The 21,138-nt window shown below is 73.1% G+C and carries 18 protein-coding genes; 13 read left to right on the top strand and 5 right to left on the bottom strand.

All coding sequences use genetic code 11. The features are described from left to right. Positions 1-70 precede the first annotated feature (70 nt). On the top strand, positions 71-922 hold the full coding sequence (locus AB0H37_RS26280; protein ID WP_360615866.1) for a universal stress protein: 852 nt from the start codon (positions 71-73) through the stop codon (positions 920-922). Positions 923-929: 7 nt separating this feature from the next. Here AB0H37_RS26280 and AB0H37_RS26275 read toward each other — a convergent pair whose 3' ends face one another. Beyond that, the gene (locus AB0H37_RS26275; RefSeq protein WP_329089925.1) at positions 930-1,520 is read right to left on the bottom strand and encodes a TetR family transcriptional regulator C-terminal domain-containing protein; all 591 of its coding nucleotides are present in this window, start codon (positions 1,518-1,520) and stop codon (positions 930-932) included. 93 nt (positions 1,521-1,613) lie between these two features. Between AB0H37_RS26275 and AB0H37_RS26270 the strand changes: the two genes are divergently transcribed. Then, positions 1,614-2,273, top strand: a complete 660-nt coding sequence (locus AB0H37_RS26270; protein WP_179835364.1) for an HAD family hydrolase — start codon at positions 1,614-1,616, stop codon at positions 2,271-2,273. On the opposite strand, the gene dmpG is transcribed toward AB0H37_RS26270, so the two are convergent. The 3 genes from dmpG to AB0H37_RS26255 are packed head-to-tail and all read right to left on the bottom strand — an operon-like array spanning position 2,268 to position 5,040. Further along, complete coding sequence (gene dmpG, locus AB0H37_RS26265) at positions 2,268-3,299, bottom strand: 4-hydroxy-2-oxovalerate aldolase (protein WP_329089928.1); 1,032 nt, start codon at positions 3,297-3,299, stop codon at positions 2,268-2,270. The genes AB0H37_RS26270 and dmpG overlap by 6 nt on opposite strands. After that, positions 3,296-4,246, bottom strand: coding sequence for an acetaldehyde dehydrogenase (acetylating) (locus AB0H37_RS26260; protein WP_360615863.1), 951 nt, complete (start codon positions 4,244-4,246; stop codon positions 3,296-3,298). Before AB0H37_RS26260 ends, dmpG begins: the two co-directional genes overlap by 4 nt. Then, positions 4,243-5,040: a 2-keto-4-pentenoate hydratase gene (locus tag AB0H37_RS26255; protein ID WP_360615861.1), complete on the bottom strand. Its 798-nt coding sequence runs from the start codon at positions 5,038-5,040 to the stop codon at positions 4,243-4,245. Before AB0H37_RS26255 ends, AB0H37_RS26260 begins: the two co-directional genes overlap by 4 nt. A gap of 95 nt (positions 5,041-5,135) precedes the next feature. Here AB0H37_RS26255 and AB0H37_RS26250 point away from each other — a divergent pair, with 95 nt between their 5' ends. Next, the gene (locus tag AB0H37_RS26250) at positions 5,136-5,882 is read left to right on the top strand and encodes an IclR family transcriptional regulator (protein ID WP_179835360.1); all 747 of its coding nucleotides are present in this window, start codon (positions 5,136-5,138) and stop codon (positions 5,880-5,882) included. 13 nt (positions 5,883-5,895) lie between these two features. On the opposite strand, the gene AB0H37_RS26245 is transcribed toward AB0H37_RS26250, so the two are convergent. Beyond that, positions 5,896-8,748, bottom strand: coding sequence for an FAD-linked oxidase C-terminal domain-containing protein (locus AB0H37_RS26245; protein WP_360615859.1), 2,853 nt, complete (start codon positions 8,746-8,748; stop codon positions 5,896-5,898). 194 nt (positions 8,749-8,942) lie between these two features. Here AB0H37_RS26245 and AB0H37_RS26240 point away from each other — a divergent pair, with 194 nt between their 5' ends. The 10 genes from AB0H37_RS26240 (at position 8,943) to AB0H37_RS26195 (ending at position 21,126) form a co-directional block, all read left to right on the top strand. Continuing rightward, complete coding sequence (locus AB0H37_RS26240; protein ID WP_360615857.1) at positions 8,943-10,181, top strand: MFS transporter; 1,239 nt, start codon at positions 8,943-8,945, stop codon at positions 10,179-10,181. 69 nt (positions 10,182-10,250) lie between these two features. Next, positions 10,251-13,889 carry a nitrate reductase subunit alpha gene (locus AB0H37_RS26235; protein ID WP_360615989.1) on the top strand — a complete coding sequence of 1,213 codons (3,639 nt, stop codon included), beginning with the start codon at positions 10,251-10,253 and terminating at the stop codon, positions 13,887-13,889. Next, positions 13,889-15,631 carry a nitrate reductase subunit beta gene (gene narH / locus AB0H37_RS26230; protein WP_360615855.1) on the top strand — a complete coding sequence of 581 codons (1,743 nt, stop codon included), beginning with the start codon at positions 13,889-13,891 and terminating at the stop codon, positions 15,629-15,631. The genes AB0H37_RS26235 and narH overlap by 1 nt, the downstream gene beginning before the upstream one ends. Further along, positions 15,628-16,314 (top strand): nitrate reductase molybdenum cofactor assembly chaperone, encoded by a 687-nt coding sequence (gene narJ, locus AB0H37_RS26225; protein ID WP_360615853.1) that lies wholly within the window; start codon positions 15,628-15,630, stop codon positions 16,312-16,314. Before narH ends, narJ begins: the two co-directional genes overlap by 4 nt. Then, a complete protein-coding gene (gene narI / locus AB0H37_RS26220) occupies positions 16,311-17,084 on the top strand; it encodes a respiratory nitrate reductase subunit gamma (RefSeq protein WP_360615851.1) in 774 nt (257 codons plus the stop codon). Before narJ ends, narI begins: the two co-directional genes overlap by 4 nt. Before the next feature lie 96 nt (positions 17,085-17,180). Continuing rightward, complete coding sequence (locus tag AB0H37_RS26215) at positions 17,181-17,570, top strand: hypothetical protein (protein ID WP_329089940.1); 390 nt, start codon at positions 17,181-17,183, stop codon at positions 17,568-17,570. Positions 17,571-17,630: 60 nt separating this feature from the next. After that, complete coding sequence (locus AB0H37_RS26210) at positions 17,631-18,503, top strand: Gfo/Idh/MocA family oxidoreductase (RefSeq protein ID WP_360615849.1); 873 nt, start codon at positions 17,631-17,633, stop codon at positions 18,501-18,503. 21 nt (positions 18,504-18,524) lie between these two features. Continuing rightward, positions 18,525-18,917, top strand: a complete 393-nt coding sequence (locus AB0H37_RS26205; RefSeq protein ID WP_179835353.1) for a rhodanese-like domain-containing protein — start codon at positions 18,525-18,527, stop codon at positions 18,915-18,917. 70 nt (positions 18,918-18,987) lie between these two features. Then, a complete protein-coding gene (locus AB0H37_RS26200) occupies positions 18,988-19,779 on the top strand; it encodes a DeoR/GlpR family DNA-binding transcription regulator (protein WP_179835352.1) in 792 nt (263 codons plus the stop codon). Between the two features lie 270 nt (positions 19,780-20,049). Then, on the top strand, positions 20,050-21,126 hold the full coding sequence (locus tag AB0H37_RS26195) for a substrate-binding domain-containing protein (RefSeq protein ID WP_179835351.1): 1,077 nt from the start codon (positions 20,050-20,052) through the stop codon (positions 21,124-21,126). Positions 21,127-21,138 lie beyond the last annotated feature (12 nt).

The following is a 21,138-nucleotide window of genomic DNA, read 5'->3' as shown; positions in this document are numbered from 1 at the left end:
AAGCGGTCGCGCACGCGCCTCTTCTGGTGCGCCGGCGAAGCGCGCAGACTGGCAGGAGGAGGGCAGGCACATGAAGGGCGTGGAGAACGACGAGCAAGGGCATGTCCTGTTCGGCTACGACGGGACGGCGGAGAACGACACGGCGCTGCGCTGGGCGATCGAGGAGGCCCGGCTGCGCGGCCTCGACCTGGTGATGTGCCACTGCTGGCACTGGCCCTACCCGGAGGAGTACGAAGACCCGCACGGCGAGGCGGTCATGAGGAGGGTCGGGGAGAACCTGCTGGAATGCGGCACGCGGCGAGCGCGCGAGCTGGGGGCGACCGGCGCGGTGCGCGGCCGCCTGGTCCGCGGTCCGGCCCGCGGCGCGCTGCTGCGCGAGTCCCGAGAGGCGCAGCTGTCGGTGATCGGGGCACCCGGGCGGCTGGACGAGGGCGCGGGGGTGCTGGAGCTCGCGGCGGGCGCCTCCCGCCCCGTGATCGTCGTCAAGGACGGGACGGGCCCCCGCCGGGTCGTGGCGGGCGCCGACGGGACGACGTGGTGCGACCCGGCGCTGGGCTTCGCCGCCGCCGAGGCGGCGCTGCGCGGCTGGGAGCTGCGCGTGGTGTACGCGTGCTGGGAGCCCGCCGCGGTCGACGCGGAGGAGCTGGGGCTGTTCCACGACAGGGAACTGCTGGAGAAGACGCGCGCCGCCGAGCTGGAGGCGGCCGTGGCGCCGTGGCGCCGGCGGTACCCGGGGCTCGACATCCGGGTCTCGCTGCTGCTGGAGCCCCCCTTGGCGGCGCTGTTCGACGCCGCCGACGACGCCGGGCTGCTGGTCCTGGGAGACCGGGGCGCCGGGATCGCCCGGCTGGGCTCGACCAGCACGGCGGTGCTCCGGCATGCCCGCCGCGCCGTCGCGATCGTCCCCGCGCGCCGGGACTGAGCGCCGGTCAGGGGTCGGCGGCAAGAGCCTCGGTCGCGTGCAGGGCCGGGTCGGCAGGCAGTTCGGGGTCGAGGATCAGCTGGAGCATCAGCCCGTCCAGCATCGCGGTGAAGAGCATGGCGGTGCCCTCGCGGCGCTCGGGGGGCCAGGAGGGGCGCAGGTGCTCCAGCCGCGCGGCGATGCGGGCCCGCACCTCCCGCGACCAGTCCCGCCGCTCGGCGCCCATCCGCGGGTCGCGCAGCGCCCGGACCAGCAGTTCGGCGGCGAGCCTGAGGTTGCGCTCCCCGGCGAGCATGTCCAGGACGCGCTCGCGCAGCGCCCGCAGGGCGGCCGCCGTGTCCGGCGCGGCGACCAGCGCGTCCACCACCGGGTCGACGATCGTCTCGCTGGCCCGCTGCGCGACGGCGACGTGCAGCCCCGGCAGCCCGTTGAAGTAGTGGTGGAGCAGCCCCGGCCGGATCCGGGCCCGGTCCGCGACGGCCCGGGCCGTGAGCGCGGCCCAGCCGCCCTCGGCGAGCAGGTCGAGACCGATCCCCACGAGCTGCTCCCGGCGTGCCAGGCCGCGGGGTGTCGACGCGCGGGGCTCCTCGTGGGTCATCACGCCACGCTATCCCAACGCTTGCACCGTGCAACCGATCGAGATCGGCGCGGGCCGCCGATTCCCCGGAGACGGACGGGGTAGGGCCGCTGCATGATCGATGCGGTGCTCTTCGACGTCGACGGCACATTGGTCGACACCAACTATCTGCACGCCACCACCTGGTGGCAGGCATTCCTCCAGCACGGGCACACCGTCCCCATGGCGGACGTGCACCGGGCGGTCGGCATGGGTTCGGACAAGCTGCTGGACCACCTGCTCCCGGACGACCGGGATCGGGACGCCGACGACGGAATTCGCACCGCGCACACGGCCCTGTACGCCCAGTACTGGTCGCGGCTCCAGGCCTTCGACGGCGCCGCCGACCTGCTGCGGGCCTGCTCCGGGCGCGGGAGCCGCGTCGTGCTCGCCAGCTCGGCCGCCGCGCCCGAATTGAAGGCGCTGCGCGCGGCGCTGGACGCCGACGACGCGATCGACGACGCCACCTCCGGCTCGGAGGTGGAGGCGACCAAGCCGGCGCCCGACCTCGTCCGGCTCGCCCTGGAACGCGCCGCGGTGCCCGCCGCCCGGGCCGTGTTCGTCGGCGACACCCGCTGGGACGTCGAGGCCGCCCGGCGCGCGGGGATGCCGTGCGTGTGCGTCCTCACCGGTGGCTGGGGCCGCGCCGAGCTGGAGGAGTCGGGCGCGGCGGCCGTCTACGACGACCCCCGCGCCCTCCTGGAGGACCTGGACCGCAGCCCGCTCGCGCTATGACGCGCGGTCGCGCTCGGCGGCGAGCTGGAGCGCCACGTCGATGATCATGTCCTCCTGGCCGCCCACGTAGCCGGCCTCGCCGACCTTCTGCAGGATCTCGTGCGCCGGGACGCCGTAGCGCTCGGCGGCCCGCTCGGCGTGCAGCAGGAAGCTGGAGTACACGCCCGCGTACCCCTGCGTGATCGCGCCGCGGTCGGCGAACGGCAGCCGGTGCAGGAACGGCTTCACCACGTCGTCGGCCGCCGCCAGCGCGCCCTGCACGTCCACGCCCGTCGGGACGCCGAGCCGCTCGAAGGTCGCGACCAGGACCTCGGTGGGGGAGTTGCCGGCCCCCGCGCCGAGAGCGCACAGCGCGCCGTCGATCTGCCGGGCGCCGTTCTGCTGTGCCAGGACGGAGTTGGCCACGCCGAGGGAGAGGTTCTGGTGGCCGTGGAAGCCGACCTGCGCCTCGTGCCCGATCTCCTTGACCAGCGCGCTGATCCGCTCCTGCGCCTCGCCGAGGACGAGGGCGCCGGCGGAGTCGACGACGTAGACGCACTGCGCGCCGCCGTCCACCATGATCCGGGCCTGCCGCGCCAGCTCCTCGGGGCCCACCCGGTGCGACAGCATGAGGAACCCGACGGTCTCCATGCCGAGGTCGCGGGCGGCGGCGAAGTGCTGCAGCGACACGTCCGCCTCCGTGCAGTGCGTCGCGACCCGGGCGACGGACGCGCCCGCGTCGTGCGCCATCCTCAGGTCGTTGACCGTGCCGAGCCCCGGCAGCAACAGGACGGCGATCTTGGCCCGGGCGGCCTCGTCCACGGCGGCGGCGACGAGCTTGACGTCGTCCTCCAGCGAGAAGCCGTAGTTGAAGGACGACCCGCCGAGGCCGTCGCCGTGGGTGACCTCGATGACCTCGACGCCGGCGGCGTCCAGGGCGTGCACGACGCCCCGGACCTGCTCCTCGGTGAAGCGGTGCGCCATCGCGTGGCTGCCGTCCCGCAGCGTGGAGTCGGTGATCCGGATCTTCTCGCTGACGTCGCTCATATCGAGGCCTTTCTCCGCGCGAGCTGCTCGCCGACCCTGGCTGCGGCCGCGGTCATGATGTCGAGGTTGCCGGCCCACGGCGGCAGGTGGTCGCCGTTGCCGCGGACCTCCAGGAACACCGCGACGCGGGCCATCCCGTTCCAGATGTCGCGGGGCTCGTCGAACTGGGGCTCGACCCGCAGCGTGTAGCCGGGGACGTAGGCGGCGACCTTCTCGACCATCTTCTCGACCGACTCCGCGATGGCCTTGGTGTCGGCGTCGGACGGGATCGCGCAGAACACCGTGTCCCGCATGATCATCGGCGGGTCCACCGGGTTCAGGATGATGATCGCCTTGCCCCGCCCGGCGCCGCCGACCTGCTCGATCGCGCGGGCCGTGGTCTCGGTGAACTCGTCGATGTTCGCGCGGGTGCCGGGCCCGGCCGAGCGGGACGCGATCGACGCGACGATCTCGGCGTACGGCACGGGCACCACCGAGGACACCGCGTGCACGATCGGGATCGTCGCCTGCCCGCCGCAGGTGATCATGTTGAGGTTGGGGGCGTCCGACAGCGAGTCCAGGTTCACCGGCGGGCACACCAGGGGGCCCGTCGCGGCCGGTGTCAGGTCGATCGCCGTGATCCCCGCCTCCTCGTAGCGGGGCGCGTTGGCCAGGTGCGCCTTCGCCGACGTCGCCTCGAACACCAGGTCGGGCAGCGTGGGCTGCTTCAGCAGCCACTCCACGCCCTCCGCCGACGCCTCGACGCCCATCTTGCGGGCGCGCTCCAGGCCGTCGGACCCGGGCACCACCCCGACCATCGAGTGGACGTCGATCAGCTCGCTGCGCTGGAGCTTGACCAGCAGGTCGGTGCCGATGTTGCCCGGCCCGACGATCGCCGCCGTCAGCCTGCCCGTTCCCGTTCCCTGCGAGGGGGCGGCCCCCCGCGTCCCCCGGGTCGCTTCGTTCATGTCAGCTCCTCCCTTCCGAACCGAGCGGTCACCGAACCGATCCCGGCGAACGTCGCCGTCAGTGTCTGCCCGGGTGCGACCGGTACGGCCGCGGTGATCGAGCCGGGCAGGACCACGTGCCCGGCCTCCAGGCTCACGCCGCGCTCGCCGAGGACGTTGGCCAGCCAGACCAGCGCGTTGACCGGCGAGCCGAGGACCGCGCCGCCCGCGCCGGTGTCGATCAGGTCGCCGTCGCGGCGCAGCAGGCAGCCCATCAGCGACAGGTCCTGGTCGTCCAGCCGGACCGGGCGGGTGCCGAGCACGACGCCTCCGCTGGAGGCGTTGTCCGCGATCGTGTCCGGAAGGGTGATCTTCCAGTCCGCGATGCGGGAGTCGATCACCTCCAGCGCGGGCAGCACGTACTCGACGGCCGCGACGGCGTCCGCCGTCGTGGCGCCGGGACCGGCCAGCGGGCGGCCCAGCACGAACGCGATCTCCGGCTCGATCCGGGGCTGCAGGAACCGGCCGGTGTCGATCGGGGCGCTCTCCGGCAGGAACATCGTGTCCAGCAGCACGCCGAAGTCGGGCTGGTCCACGCCCATCTGGCGCTGCATTGCGGCCGAGGTCAGCCCGACCTTGTGGCCCTTGATCCGCGCGCCGGCGGCCGTCCAGGCCTTGACCTGGGCGAGCTGGACCGCGTAGGCGTCGGCCACCGACATGTCCGGATGGTCCTTCGTCAGCGGCGAGATGGGAGTGCCGGTGGCGTACGCGTCGAGCAGCGCGGCCGCGGCCTTCTCCACGGAACCCGGGTCCATGGGGCCGTCCTTTCGTTCGTATGGGCAGGCCGAGCCTCTCCCGCCCGGACCCCCGCGGGCAACGCGGCCGTCCCGCGTGGTGGGACACTTCTTCCATGCCGTCCGTTCCGTCCGAGGAGAGCTTCCTGCGCCGCGTCGTCGCGGTGCTGTCGGCGTTCCGTCCGGAGGACGACGGCCTGGGCGCCGCCGAGCTGGCCCGCCGCAGCGGCCTGCCGAAGTCGACCGCGCACCGCATCGCCCTCGACCTGGTGGACGCCGGGCTCCTGGAGCGCCGGGGCCCGCGGGTGCGGCTCGGGCTGCGGCTGTTCGAGATCGGGCAGCGGGTCCCGCGCCAGCGGGTGCTGCGGGACGCCGCCGTCCCGTACATGTCGGACCTGCGGGAGGCGACCCGGCAGACCGTCCACCTCGCGGTGCTGGAGGGCGGCGAGGTGGTCTACGTGGAGATCCTCGGCTCCTCCGGCGGGCCGCGGCTGCCGTCGCAGGTGGGCGGGCGGCTGCCCGCGCACGTGACCGGGGTGGGCAAGGCGATCCTCGCGTTCTCCCCGCCGGAGGCGGTGCAGCGGGTGCTGGAGTCGGAGCTGGTCAAGGCCAGCGAGCGCAGCGTGACCGCACCGGGGCTGCTCGCCCGGGAGCTGGAGACGATCAGGCGCGAGGGCGTCGCCTACGACCGGGAGGAGTCCGGCCGCGGGATCGTCTGCGCCGCGAGCCCCGTCCTCGGCCCGGACGGCCTGGTCCTCGGCGCGCTGTCGGTGTCGGGCTGGGCGACCCGGATGCGGCTCGCCGCCGTCGCACCGGCCGTGCACACCGCCGCGCTCACCCTGTCGCGCACGCTGGGCGGTTAGCCGCGCCGGGCGGTCAGCGCCCCGGCAGGCGCCGGGCCAGGAGCTGGGCGAGGTGCTCGCCGTCGCGGTGCGCCAGCTCGCGCAGCTGCGTGCGGCAGCTGAACCCGTCGGCCAGGATCACGGCGTCCTCCCCGGCCGCGCGGACGGCCGGGAGCAGCCGCTGCTCGGCGACGGCGACCGACACCTCGTGGTGGCCCTTCTCGACGCCGAAGTTGCCGGCCAGCCCGCAGCAGTCGCCGAGCCGCTCGACGCCCGCGCCCGCCTTCCGCAGCAGGTCGGCGTCCTTCGCCCAGCCCATGACGGCGTGGTGGTGGCAGTGCGGCTGCGCGATCCCGGTGACGCCGGACAGGTCGGGCGGCGTCCAGTCGGGTGTCTCGGCGAGCAGCTCGGCCAGGGTGCGGGTCGCGGCGGCGACCTCGCGGGCGGCGGCCGCGTCCACGCCCCTCAGCAGCTCCTCGGCGTCGGACCGCAGCACCCCGGTGCAGGACGGCTCCATGCCGACGACCCTGGCGCCGCGCCGGACGTGGGGGAGCAGCGCGCGGACGGTGCGGCGCGCCTGCGCCCGCGCCCCGTCCAGCTGCCCGGTGGAGATCCACGTGATCCCGCAGCACACGGGGCGCTCGGTCACCGTGACGCGGTAGCCGGCGTGCTCCAGCACCTGCACGGTCGCCCGGCCCACCTCCGGGGAGAACGCGTCGGTGAAGCTGTCGACGAACAGGACGACGTCGCCGTTGCGGCCCTCTGGGCTGCGGTGGGAGGCGAACCAGCGCCGGAACGTCACGGGCGCGAGCGCGGGGAGCGTGCGCCGCCGGTCGATGCCCGCGCCCCAGGCGAGCAGCGGCTTCAACGCGCGCGACCGCATCGCCGCGTTGACCGCCTTGACCGCCGCGGGCGCCCTGGCGGCGAGCCGGGTCCAGAGCGGGAGCCGGCCGAGCGCGTAGTGGGAGCGCGGCCGGATCCGCCCCCGGTACCGCCGGTGCAGCGCCTCCGCCTTGTAGGAGGCCATGTCGACGCCGGTCGGGCAGTCGGACGCGCAGCCCTTGCAGGCCAGGCACAGGTCGAGGACGTCGTGCAGGGCCTCGGACTTCCAGCCGTCCGGGCCGAGCTTCCCGCTGACGACCTCCTGGAGGACCCGGGCCCGTCCGCGCGTGGAGTCCTTCTCCTCCCGGGTCGCCAGGTAGGACGGGCACATCACGCCGCCCGCCCCGGTGTTGTCGGCACGGCACTTGCCCACGCCGGTGCAGCGGTGCACGGCCCGGGACAGGTCGCCGCGGTCGTCCCGGTAGGCGAGACCGAGTCCCCGGTCCAGCGGGATCGTCTGCACGGCGCGCAGGTCGGCGTCCACGGCCGCCGGGCGCACGATGATGCCGGGATTGAGTACATCGTCCGGATCGAAGACGTCCTTGACGGCCGAGCACAGCGCCAGCGCCCCGGCCGAGTACATGTGCGGCAGCAGCTCGCTGCGGGCCCGCCCGTCGCCGTGCTCGCCCGACATGGTGCCGCCGTGCCGGGCCGCCAGTGCGGCCGCGTCGTTCAGGAAGTCCCGGAAGACGCGCGTCCCGCCGGTCCGTCCGAACGGGAAGTCGATGCGGACGTGGATGCACCCGTCGCCGAAATGGCCGTACGGGACGCCGAACAGGTCGTAGCCGGCCAGCAGCGTCTCGAACTCCCGCAGGTACGCGCCGAGCCGCTCGGGCGGGACGGCCGCGTCCTCCCACCCGGCGTGCGCCTGCTCGCCGGCGGGCGTGCGCGCGACGAGCCCGGAGCCGTCCTCGCGGATCCGCCACAGCGCGTCGGCCAGCGCCATGTCCTCCACGAGCGCCGAGTCGGCGCAGCCGGACGCGGCGATGATCTCGCGTGCCGTGGAACGCGGCGCCCCCGGCTCGGATCCGGCCAGTTCCACCAGCAGCCATCCGGACCCGGACGGCAGCGGCGGCACCGCGCCGGCGCCCCGCCGCTCCCGCACGACGTTCACGATCCGCGAGTCCAGCCCCTCGCACGCGACCGGGCCGTGCGGCAGGATCGCCGGGACGGCGTCGGCGGCCTCGGCCATCGACCCGTATCCGAGCACCACGAGCGCCCGGTGCGCGGGCTCCCGGACCATCCGCACCCGAGCCGCCAACGTCAGTGCGAGCGTCCCCTCGCTTCCCACCAGCGCGCGGGCGACGTCGAAGCCCTTCTCCGGCAGGAGGTGCTCCAGGGAGTAACCGGAGACCTGCCGGCCGAACCGCCCGAACTCCGTCCGCACGAGGGCCAGGTTCTCACCGACCAGCCCCCGCAGCCGCTCCAGCAGGACGCTGCCGGGGTGCGCCCCCGGCACGTCGCCGAGCCGCAGCCGCTCCCCGGATCCGGTGACGACGTCGAGGCCGAGCACGTTGTCGCTCGTGCGCCCGTAGCCGAGCGCCCGCGACCCGCACGCGTTGTTGCCGATCATCCCGCCGAGCGTGGCGCGCGTCCGGGTGGACGGATCGGGCCCGAACCGCAGCCCGTGCTCCGCCGCCGCCCGGTGCAGGCGCGCCTGCACGATGCCGGGCTCCACCAGCGCCGTCCCCGCCTCCGGGTCGATCTCCAGCACCCGGTCGAGGTGCCGGCTCACGTCGACGACGACCCCGGGCCCGACCGCGTTCCCCGCGATGGACGTCCCGGCGCCCCGCATGGTGAGCGGCACCCCGGCGTCGCGGCACACCGCGAGGACGGCCGGCAGCTCGCCCGTCTCACGGGGCGTCACCACGACCCGCGGCGGCACCCGGTACAGGGAGGCGTCCGAGGAGTACAGGGACCGCGCGAGCGCCGAGTCGTCCACCCCGCTGACCCCGGCCGCCCGCAGCGCCTCCACCAGCTCGCCGTGCTCACGATGGTCGGTCACGGTGACAACGGTAGGTCATGGTGCGGGACGCCGGTCGCCGGGCGGCCCCCACCTCCGGGCCCGCTGTCGGGACCAAGGTCCCTACCGCGCGTCACCGAGCTCCACGAGGGTGGTGCGGCGGAAACCGATCATGGTCATCCGCAGGACGCGCAGGGAAGGCCCACCGAAATCGGGCTGACGGAGGCAGGAGCACGGTGACTGGGACACGCCGGACGGCGGAAGCGGGCCCCGCGGAGACCGGGACGGGCGGCGGCGGGCGGCCGATGGTCATGCTGGCGGTGGCCACGATCGGGTTCGCGGTGAACTTCTGGGCGTGGGCGCTGCTGAGCCCGCTCGGCCCGCGGTTCAAGGAATCGCTGGAGCTGTCGTCGTTCGAGCAGTCCCTGCTCGTGGCCGTGCCCGTGGTCGTGGGCTCGCTGGGACGCATCCCCGTCGGCGCGCTGACCGACCGGTTCGGCGGCCGGGCGATGTTCCCCGCGGTCTCGCTGTTCACCATCGTGCCCGTCCTCTACCTGGGCCTGGCCGGGCACTCCTCGCTGGCGTCGCTGCTCGCGGGCGGGTTCTTTCTCGGCATCGCCGGCACGACGTTCGCGGTCGGGGTCCCCTTCGTCAACGCCTGGTTCCCGCCCGAGCGGCGCGGGCTGGCGATCGGGATCTTCGGCGCCGGGATGGGCGGCACCGCGATCAGCGCCCTGACGACGGTCAAGGAGGTCGACAGGTACGGGATGGAGTTCCCGTTCGTGGTGATGGCCGTGCTGCTCGCCGTGTACGCGGCGGCCGCGTGGCTCGTCCTGCGGGAGGCCCCCGGGCGGACGGCGCCGGCCGAGCCGCTCGCGAAACGGCTGGCCGCCACGGCCCGGATGGGCGTGACCTGGCAGATGTCGGCGCTGTACGCGGTGGCGTTCGGCGGCTACGTCGCGTTCTCGGTGTACCTGCCGACGTATCTGAAGACGCAGTACGGGCTGTCCCAGGCGGACGCCGCGAACCGGATGGCGGGGTTCGTCCTGCTGGCCGTCGTGATGCGCCCGCTCGGCGGATGGCTGTCGGACCGGGTCGGCGCAGCCCGGGTGATGGTCGTGGCCCTGGCGGTGACGGTGGCGGGCGCGGCGGCGCAGGCGTCCGCGCCGCCGCTGACGCCGCTCGGGACGATCGCGTTCCTCGCCATGGCCGCCGCGCTCGGCGCCGGCAGCGGGGCGACGTTCGCGCTGGTCGCACAGCTCACCCCGGTGAGCAAGGTCGGCGCGGTCACCGGCGTCGTCGGCGCCGCGGGCGGCCTCGGCGGGTTCGTCCCGCCGCTGGTGATGGGCTTCGTCTACGGCGCCTACGGCTCGTACGCCGCCGGACTGGTTCTGCTCGCGCTCGTGGCCGCGGCCGCCGCGCTGTTCACCGCCACGGTCGTCCGGCGCGCCGCGCCGGGCCGCCAGGACGTATAGGGAAGGGAAGCGGAGTTGAGCTCGACCGATGGCCGGCCCGGCCTGGACGGCCCGCTGGAAGACGCACTGGTGAGCACGCGGAGGTACTTCACCCGCGCGCGGATCTCGCCCGATCTGCGGACCATGACCAAGAAGGGCGGGCGGCAGGCGGACGCGTTCTACCGGGACCGCTGGTCGCACGACAAGGTCGTGCGCTCCACCCACGGGGTGAACTGCACCGGATCGTGCTCCTGGAAGGTGTACGTCAAGGACGGCATCATCACCTGGGAGGCGCAGCAGACCGACTACCCCTCGGTGGGACCCGACCGTCCCGAGTACGAGCCGCGCGGCTGCCCCCGGGGCGCGTCGTTCTCCTGGTACACCTACTCGCCGACCCGCGTGCGGTACCCGTACGTGCGCGGCGTCCTGCTGGAGATGTACCGGGAGGCCAAGTCCCGCACCGGCGACCCGGTGACCGCGTGGCGCGACATCGTCTCCGACCCGGAGAAGGCCCGCGCCTACAAGGGCGCGCGGGGCCGCGGCGGCCTCGTCCGCGCGACGTGGGACGAGGCGACCGAGATGATCGCCGCCGCGCACGTCCACACCATCGGGAAGTTCGGCCCCGACCGGATCGCCGGGTTCTCCCCGATCCCGGCGATGTCGATGGTGTCCCACGCGTCGGGCGCCCGGTTCGTGTCGTTGATCGGCGGGACGATGCTGTCGTTCTACGACTGGTACGCCGATCTGCCGGTGGCGTCCCCGCAGGTGTTCGGCGACCAGACCGACGTCCCGGAATCGGGCGACTGGTGGGACGCCGGCTACCTGATCATGTGGGGCTCGAACCTGCCGGTGACCCGCACCCCGGACGCGCACTGGATGACCGAGGCCCGCTACCGGGGCCAGAAGGTCGTGGCCGTCTCCCCGGACTACGCCGACAACGTCAAGTTCGCCGACGAGTGGCTGGCCGCCCAGCCCGGCACCGACGGCGCCCTGGCGATGGCCATGGGGCACGTCATCCTCAAGGAGTTCTTCGTCGACCGGCAGGCGACGTACTTCGCCGACTACGTCAAGCGCTACAGCGACCTGCCCTTCCTCGTGCGGCTGGAGGAGCGCGACGGCACCCGCGTCCCGGGCAAGTTCCTCACCGCGGCCGACCTGCCGGGCGCGGAGGCGGAGTCGGAGAACGCCGCGTTCAAGACCGTGATCCTGGACGCGAACACCGGGCATCCGCTGGTGCCGAACGGGTCGCTCGGATTCCGGTACGGCGACGCCGGCGTGGGCAGGTGGAACCTGGACCTGGGCGACGCCGACCCGCTGCTGTCGGTCGAGGGCGGCGAGACGGTCGAGATCGAGCTGGCCCGGTTCGACGGCGTCGGCGGCGCCCCTGGAACGCTCCGCAGGGGCGTGCCGGTCCGGGAGGTCGGCGGCCATCTGGTCACGACCGTGTTCGACCTGCTGCTCGCCCAGTACGGGGTGAGACGGGACGGGCTGCCCGGTTCGTGGCCTTCCGGCTATGACGACGCGTCGGAGCCGGGCACGCCGGCCTGGCAGGAGACCGTCACCGGCGTCCCCGCGCGGGCGGCCGAGCGGATCGGGCGGGAGTTCGCGGCGAACGCCGAGGAGTCCCGCGGCCGGTCGATGATCATCATGGGCGCGGGCACCAACCACTGGTTCCACTCCGACACCATCTACCGGACGTTCCTCGCGCTGACCACGCTGACCGGCGGGCAGGGCGTGAACGGCGGCGGCTGGGCGCACTACGTCGGGCAGGAGAAGTGCCGCCCGGTGACCGGGTGGGCGCAGCTGGCGTTCGGGCTGGACTGGTCCCGCCCGCCCCGCCAGATGATCGGCACCGCCTTCTGGTACCTGCATTCCGACCAGTTCCGCTACGACCAGTTCGACGCGGGCACCCTGTCGGCGGCGACGGGCGGCGGGCGGCTCGCCGGACGGTCCACGGCCGACGTGATCGCGCAGGCGGCACGGCTGGGCTGGATGCCGTCCTACCCGACCTTCGACCGCAACCCGCTCACCCTCGCCGACGAGGCGGAGGCCGCCGGGAGGCCGGCCGGCGAGCACATCGTGGACGAGCTGAAGGCGGGCCGGCTGAAGTTCGCCTGCCAGGACCCCGACGCCCCGGAGAACTTCCCCCGTGTCCTGACCGTGTGGCGCTCCAACCTGCTGGGCTCGTCCGCCAAGGGCAACGAGTACTTCCTCAAGCACCTGCTCGGCGCCGACGACGCCGTACGGGCGGAGGAGACACCGCCGGACGAACGCCCCAGGGAGGTCGTCTGGCGGGACGAGGCCCCGGCCGGGAAGCTGGACCTGCTGCTGTCGCTGGACTTCCGGATGACCAGCACCACGGTCTACTCCGACATCGTGCTGCCGGCCGCGACCTGGTACGAGAAGCACGATCTCAACACCACCGACATGCACCCGTTCGTGCACTCGTTCAACCCCGCGATCGCGCCGCCGTGGCAGACCCGGAGCGACTGGCGGGCCTTCCAGGACATCGCCGTCCAGTTCAGCCGGCTCGCCGAGCGGCATCTGGGCGTCCGCAAGGACGTCGTCGCCGTGCCGCTGCTGCACGACACCCCCGACGAGATGGCCACCCCCCACGGACGCGTCGCCGACTGGGCCGAGGGCGAATGCGAGCCCGTCCCCGGAGTGACGATGCCGAAGCTGGTGACGGTGGAGCGCGACTATCCGGCCGTCGCCGCGAAGATGACCGCGCTCGGCCCGCTCGCCGAGCGGCTCGGCGCGACCACCAAGGGCGTCACGTTCGAGATGGAAGGCGCGGTCGAGTACCTGAGGCACAAGAACGGCGTGGTGCGGGGCGGCCCGGCGGACGGGCGTCCGTCGCTGCGGCGCGACGTGCACGCCTGCGAGATGATCCTGGCGATGTCCGGGACCACGAACGGGCGGCTCGCCACCCAGGGATTCCGGGCGGTGGAGCGGCGCACCGGGCAGCGCCTCGCCGATCTGGCCGCCGAGCACGAGGGCAGGCAGATCACGTTCGCCGACACCCAGGCGCGTCCCGTGCCCGTCATCACCTCCCCGGAATGGTCGGGGTCGGAGGCCGGCGGGCGCCGGTACTCGCCGTTCACGATCAATGTGGAGCGGCTCAAGCCGTGGCACACCCTGACCGGGCGGCAGCACTTCTACCTCGACCACGACTGGATGGCCGAGCTGGGCGAGCAGCTGCCGACGTTCCGCCCGCCGCTCAACATGTCCGCCCTGTTCGGCGAGCCCGAGCTCGGCGAGACCGGCGAGCTGGGGCTGACCGTCCGCTACCTCACCCCGCACAACAAGTGGTCGATCCACTCGGAGTACCAGGACAACCTGTTCATGCTGTCGCTGTCGCGCGGCGGCCCGGTGATCTGGATGAGCGGGGTGGACGCCGCGAAGATCGGTGTACGCGACAACGACTGGATCGAGGCGGTGAACCGCAACGGCGTCGTCGTCGCCCGGGCGATCGTGTCGCACCGGATGCCGGAGGGCACGGTGTACATGTACCACGCGCAGGACAAGCTGATCGACGTCCCGCGGTCGGAGACCTCCGGCCGCCGCGGCGGCATCCACAACTCGCTGACCCGGCTGCTGATCAAGCCGAGCCATCTCATCGGCGGGTACGCGCAGCTGTCGTTCGCGTTCAACTACCTCGGCCCGACCGGCAACCAGCGCGACGAGGTCACCGTCATCCGCCGCCGCTCCCAGGAGGTGCAGTACTGATGCGGGTCATGGCGCAGATGTCGATGGTGATGAACCTCGACAAGTGCATCGGGTGCCACACCTGCTCGGTCACCTGCAAGCAGGCGTGGACCAACCGCGGCGGCGTCGAGTACGTGTGGTTCAACAACGTCGAGACCCGGCCCGGGCAGGGCTACCCCCGGCGGTACGAGGACCAGGAGCGCTGGCGCGGCGGCTGGACGCTGAACCGGCGCGGCCGGCTCGCCCTCAAGGGCGGCGGCCGGCTCCGCAAGCTCCTGACGATCTTCTCCAACCCCAAGCTGCCCGGGATCGACGACTACTACGAGCCCTGGACCTACGACTACGAGACCCTCACCGACGCACCCCTGCAGGAGCACACGCCGGTCGCACGGCCGAAGTCGCTGCTGTCGGGCAGGGACATGAAGGTCTCCTGGTCGGCGAACTGGGACGACGACCTCGGCGGTTCGGTCGAGCACGGCGCCAAGGACGTCCTGCTCAAGGAGATCTCCGACAAGGTGAAGATGGAGTTCGACAAGACCTTCATGTTCTACCTGCCGCGGATCTGCGAGCACTGCCTCAACCCCAGCTGCGCGGCGTCCTGCCCGTCCGGCGCGATCTACAAGCGGACCGAGGACGGCATCGTGCTGGTCGACCAGGACCGCTGCCGCGGCTGGCGGATGTGCGTGTCGGGCTGCCCGTACAAGAAGGTGTACTTCAACCACCGCACCGGCAAGGCCGAGAAGTGCACGTTCTGCTTCCCGCGCGTCGAGGTCGGCATCCCCACCGTCTGCTCCGAGACCTGCGTGGGACGGCTCCGCTACATCGGGCTGATCCTCTACGACGCCGACAAGGTGCTGGAGGCCGCGTCCGCCCCCGACGACACCGGGCTCTACGAGGCGCAGCGGCAGGTGTTCCTGGACCCGAGCGACCCGGAGGTCGTGGCGGCGGCCGAGCGCGACGGCATCCCGGCCGACTGGATCGAGGCCGCGCAGCGCTCCCCGATCCACGCGCTGATCAACACCTACAAGGTGGCGCTGCCGCTGCACCCGGAGTACCGGACGATGCCGATGGTCTGGTACATTCCGCCGCTGTCGCCGGTCGTGGACGTCGTCCGCGACACCGGCCACGACGCCGAGGACGGGGGGAACCTGTTCGCCGCGATCGACGCGCTGCGCATCCCGGTCGAGTACCTCGCCGAACTGTTCACCGCCGGGGACACCGCCCCGGTGGACGCCGTGCTGCGGCGCCTGGCCGCGATGCGGTCCTACATGCGCGACATCAACCTCGGCCGCGAGCCCGACGACACGATCCCCCAGGGGGTCGGGATGTCGGGGGAGGCGATGTACGACATGTACCGGCTGCTGGCGCTGGCCAAGTACGACGAGCGGTACGTGATCCCGCCCGCGCACGCCGAGCAGGCCCACGGCCTGGAGGAACTGGCGACGGAGTGCGCGCTCGACTACGAGGGCGGGCCGGGAATGGGCGGAGCCGGGCTGGGCGGCGGCTCGGGGCCGTTCGGCGAGGCGTCCGGCGGTGCCAGCCCCATCGCGGTGGAGAACTTCCACATGCTCAGGGAGCGCCAGACCTCCGACAGCCCGGTCGACCCGGCCGACAAGCACACGCGCGTCAACCTGCTCAACTGGGACGGCAAGGGCGCCCCCGCCGGACTGTTCCCCGCCCGCGACGACGACGAGGGCCCGGGCCGGGAGGGCGGCGACCCGTCCGCGGACTCGGACGACGCCGGAACGGAGCCCAGGCCGTGAAGATCAGACCCGCGAACAAGGCAGGTCTCACCGACACCGAGCTCGCCACCGCCTGGCAGGTCGCCTCGCTGCTGCTGGGCTACCCCGACGAGGAACTGCTCGGGCGGCGGCCGCTGCTGCGCCGGGCCGTGGCGAGCCTGCCCCCGCCGGCCGCGGAGCCGCTGAGCCGCGTCCTCGACCATCTGGACGCCACCCCGCCGCGCGAGCTGGCGGCCGACTACGTCGCCACGTTCGACCACCGCAAACGCTGCTGCCTCTACCTCACGTACTACGCCTACGGGGACACCCGCAAACGCGGCATGGCTCTGGTGCGGTTCAAGCAGGCGTACCAGGCGGCCGGGCTCGGCCTGGACGAAGGCGAACTGCCCGACCACCTGGCCGTCGTGCTGGAGTTCGCCGCCACCGGCGACCTCGCACAGGGACGCCGGCTGCTCCTGGAGCACCGCGCCGGCCTGGAGATCCTGCGCCTGGCCCTCACCGAGTCCGGTTCGCCGTGGAAGGCCGTCCTGGACGCCGTCACGGCCACGCTGCCGCCGCTGACCGGCCGGGCCGAGGACGCCGTCGCCCGGCTCATCGCCGAAGGCCCGCCCGAAGAGGAGGTCGGCCTCGCCCCCTACGGCGCCGACGCGACCGCCATGGGGCCGGTCTTCCTGCCCGATCCCGTTCTTGGAGCCCGCTCATGACCAGTGACCTGCCCGTTCTCGCCGCCGAGAACGGCGGCGACCCCGGCGTCGCCGGCATCCTCCTCTGGGTCGCCGTGCCTTACGTCGCCGTGGCGGTGTTCGTCCTCGGGCACATCTGGCGCTACCGCTACGACAAGTTCGGCTGGACGACCCGCTCGTCCCAGCTCTACGAACGGCGGCTGCTGCGCATCGGGAGCCCGCTGTTCCACTTCGGCATCATCCTCGTGGCGCTCGGTCACGTCGGCGGGCTGCTGATCCCCGACGACTGGACGGAGGCCGCCGGCGTGACCGAGGGCATGTACCACGTCGTCGCCGTGGTGCTCGGCACCGTCGCGGGCTTCTGCACCCTGGCCGGACTGGCGATCCTGATCTACCGTCGCCGCACGGTCGGGCCGGTGTTCTCCGCCACCACCCGCAACGACAAGCTCATGTACGCCGTCCTGGCGCTGACCATCGTCCTCGGCCTGTCCGCGACCGTCGTCGCGAACATCGTCGGCGGCGGCTACGACTACCGGGAGACGGTCTCCCCCTGGTTCCGGTCGATCTTCTACCTGCGGCCCGACCCCGACCTGATGACCGGTGTGCCGATCCTGTTCCAGCTCCATGCGATCAGCGCGCTCGTGCTGTTCTCCATCTGGCCGTTCACCCGCCTGGTCCACATGCTCACCGCCCCCGTCGGCTACCTGACCCGCCCCTACATCGTCTACCGCAGCCGTGACGAGCAGCTCGGCATGCACCGTCCCCTCCGGGGATGGGAGCGGACCACCTGAGGCGCCCGGGGCGCCGCCGGACACCGCCGGGGCGGGCGGTAACGTCCGGGGGCGACCCGTCCCACCACCTGCCCGGTCCGTCCTCGGAGGCCCCTCGTGCTCGCCGTCACCACCGCCGACGTGCGGATCTTCCTGCATGTGCTCGCCGCGACGATCTGGGTCGGCGGGCAGATCACCCTCGGCGCGCTCGTGCCCGCGCTGCGCGGCTACGAGGGCGTCACCAAGGCCGCCGCCCGCCGGTTCAACACGATCGCCTGGCCCGCGTTCGCCGTCCTCGTCCTCACCGGCGTCTGGAACATCGTCGCGGACGACCTGGAAGGCGCCGCCCAGCGCACCCTGGAGGTGAAGCTGGTGTTCGTCCTGCTGTCCGGCGTGGCCGCGTTCCTGCACACCCGCGCCACGTCCAAGGCCGGGCTCGCCGCCTGGGGCGCGCTCGGGGCCCTGGGCGCGCTCCTCGCGCTGTTCTTCGGCGTCCAGCTCGGCTGACGCTCGCCGCCCCCGCCGCGCACTGCGCCGGAAAGCTGGTAGATCGTCTACGTTTGTCCCATGAGCGATTCCGTGGCGGTGGGGCTGGTCGGGGCGGGACCCTGGGCGGGGATGGTGCACGCGCCGGCGCTGGCGGCGGGTCCGGCCACGCGGCTCGCGGGCGTGTGGGCCCGGCGGCCCGAGGCGTCCGCCGCACTGGCCGGCGAGCACGGCGCGCCCTCGTTCGAGCGGATCGAGGAGCTGTTCGACGCCTGCGAGGCCGTGGCGTTCTCCGTCCCGCCGGACGTGCAGGCCGACCTCGCCGCCCGGGCCGCCCGGGCGGGCAAGGCCGTCCTGCTGGAGAAGCCCCTCGCCATGGACCTGGACGGCGCCCGCCGTCTTGCGGGCGCCGTCGCCGAGGCGGGCGTCGTCTCGCAGATGGTCCTGACGCTGCGCTACTCGCGCGCCGCCCGCGACTTCCTCGACCGGGCGCGGGGGCTGGAGCCGTTCGGCGGCTACGGCTCGTTCGTCTCGTCCGTGCTGAGCGGGGGCCCCTTCGCCACCCCGTGGCGGCTGGAGAAGGGGGCGCTGCTGGACCTCGGCCCCCACATCGTGGACCTGCTGGACGCCGCGCTCGGCCGGGTCGCCGCCGTGCGCGCGCACGGCGACCCGCTCGGCTGGCTGGGGCTGACGCTGGAGCACGAGGGCGGCGCGATCAGCCAGGCGTCGGTGTCGATGGCGGGCATGGGGGAGCTCCCGCCCGCCCACGTCGAGGTGTACGGGCGGGGCGGCCACGCGCGGCTCGACTGGTCGCAGCTCGGCGACGACGCGTTCGCCACGATGGTGGCCGAGTTCGCCGCCGCCGTCCGGAGCGGCGCGGGCCCGGCGCTGGACGCCGCCCACGGCCTGCGGATCCAGGAGGTTCTCGCCTCGGCCGAGGCGCAGCTGGCCTGACCTGCCTGCCATGCTTGGTCCATGGCACGCACTATCGATGACATCCTCGCCGCGGCGCGCGACCGGCTCGCGCGCGTCCACCCCGACCAGGCTCACGACGAGATGAGAGAAGGGGCGGTGCTGGTCGACATCCGCCCGGCCGCCCAGCGCGCGCAGGAGGGCGAGATCCCGGACGCGCTGATCGTGGAGCGCAACGTCCTGGAGTGGCGCTTCGACCCGGCCTCGGGCGCCCGGCTGCCCCAGGCCACCGGCCACGACCTGCGCGTCATCGTGTTCTGCTCGGAGGGCTACACCTCCAGCCTCGCCGCCGCCTCCCTGCACGACCTCGGGCTGACCCGCGCGACCGACGTCGTGGGCGGGTTCAAGGCCTGGCGCGCGGCGGGCCTGCCGACGACCGGGGGCGGCGACCGGTGACCGGGTGAGTTGAGCTCTTAACATTACTGGTGTTAACTTCTGGCCTGGCGTCCGGACGAAGGAGCGGGGCATGAGCGACCGGCAGCGGCGGGGGCCCGCGCAGCGGCAGGACGCGATCGCCGAGGCGGTGCTCGCCGCGGGGTCGGGGACGGCCGCCGGGCTCGCCGAGCGGTTCGGGGTCAGCCTCATGACGATCCACCGCGACCTGGACGAGCTGGAGCGCCAGGGCATCGTCCGCAAGTACCGCGGCGGGGTCACCGCGCAGCGGTCCGGGGTCTTCGAGAGCAGCGTCGCCTACCGCGCCAAGACGATGCGCGACGAGAAGGAGGCCGTCGCCGCCAGGGCGGCGGAGCTGGTCGAGCCCGGCATGGCGATCATGCTCGACGACTCGACGACGGCCCTCGCCCTGGCCCGGCGGCTCCCCGGCCTCGGCCCGCTGACGATCGTCACCAACTTCCTGGACGGATTGAACCTGCTGGCCCCGGTGCAGGGCATCCGGCTGATCGCGCTCGGCGGCGACTACGACCCGCTGCACAACTCCTTCATGGGCGTCTCGTGCGTCGAGATGATCGAGTCCCTGCAGGTCGACCTGTGCTTCGTGTCGACCTCGGCGGTGTCGGCGGGCAACGCCGGCCACCAGGAGCAGCGGGTCGTGGTCGTCAAGCGGGCCATGCTGCGCAGCGCCGTCCGCAACGTCCTGCTGGTGGACCACACGAAGCTGGGCCGCACCGCGCTGCACCGGGTCGCGCCGCTGAGCGACTTCGAGCGCGTCGTCGTCGACGACGGGGCGGCGCCGGAGGCGCTGGCCGAACTGGCGAAGCACAAGGTCGACTACGACGTCGCCGTGCGCCCGCGCCGCTGACCTCCGTGTGAGCACGGGACGTTACAACTAACATCGCCTGACCCGTGGACGCCTAGGGCCCCCACGGGATCGATGCTGAGCTGTGACCAGGCTTTACTGACTCCCGGAACGATCATCTTCACGATCATCCGTGTTAGTTAACGCCCATGTATTGACACTTCTAACGTTCGGAATGTTACGTTCTCCCCGCGGTGGCCGCCGATCCCGGTCGAGCGGACGCCGCATCGGCTCCATCGCCCCCTTCACGGGCGCACCCCCGAGGAGAACTCTGTGAAGAAGCCCTCTCTCAGGACGGTCGCCGCGGCCGCCGCGGCGCTCGCCGCGCTCGCCCCCGCCGCGGCGTGCTCCTCCAAGAGCGCGGGGTCCGGCGGCGGCGACGCGAAGAGCGCCAAGATCGCGTTCCTCATGCCCGACATCGCCTCGACCCGCTACGAGCTCTACGACGCCCCGCTGTTCAAGGCCAAGATGAAGCAGCTGTGCGGCGGCTGCACGGTGCTCTACCAGAACGCCGGCGCCGACGCCTCCAAGCAGCAGCAGCAGGCCAGCTCGGTGCTCGCCCAGGGCGTCAAGGCCATCGTGATCGACCCGGTCGACTCGGCCGCGGCGGCGTCGATCGTCCGGATGGCGCAGTCCCGGGACGTGAAGGTGATCGCCTACGACCGCCCCATCCCGGCGGCCAAGGCCGACTACTACGTCTCGTTCGACAACGAGAAGATCGGCGCGATGATCGGCCAGTCGCTGGTCGACCACCTCAAGCAGGAGAAGGCCGAGGGCGGCATCCTGGAGGTCAACGGCTCGCCGACGGACGCGGCCGCGAACCTCATCAAGAAGGGCATCCACAGCTCGGTCGACCCGAGCGGCTTCAAGCTGCTCGCCGAGTACGACACTCCCGGCTGGGAGCCCGCCAAGGCCCAGCAGTGGGTCAGCGGCCAGATCAGCAAGTTCCGCGGCCAGATCGCGGGCGTCGTCGCCGCGAACGACGGCACGGGCGGCGCCGCCGTCGCCGCGTTCAAGGCCGCCGGCACCGACGTCCCGCCGGTGACCGGCAACGACGCCGAGCTCGCCGCCGCGCAGCGGATCATCGCCGGCGACCAGTACAACACGATCTCCAAGCCGATCAAGATCGTCGCGGAGGCCGCCGCCAACGCGGCCCACGCGTTCGTCCAGGGCGAGACCCCGAAGGGCAACACGACGCTGTTCGGCACGCCGTCGGAGCTGTTCACCCCGACCGTCGTCACCCAGGACAACATCGGCAAGGTCCTGCTCGGCCCGGGCGGCGCCCTCAAGGCCGACAAGGTCTGCACCGCCGAGTACGCGGCCGCCTGCGCCAAGCTCGGCCTCAAGTAGCGATCTCCCGAG

Origin of the sequence: Actinomadura sp. NPDC023710, assembly GCF_040639875.1 — a bacterium.
Classification (GTDB): Bacteria; Actinomycetota; Actinomycetes; order Streptosporangiales; family Streptosporangiaceae; genus Spirillospora; species Spirillospora citrea.
This window is presented reverse-complemented; position numbering and strand designations above follow the sequence as displayed.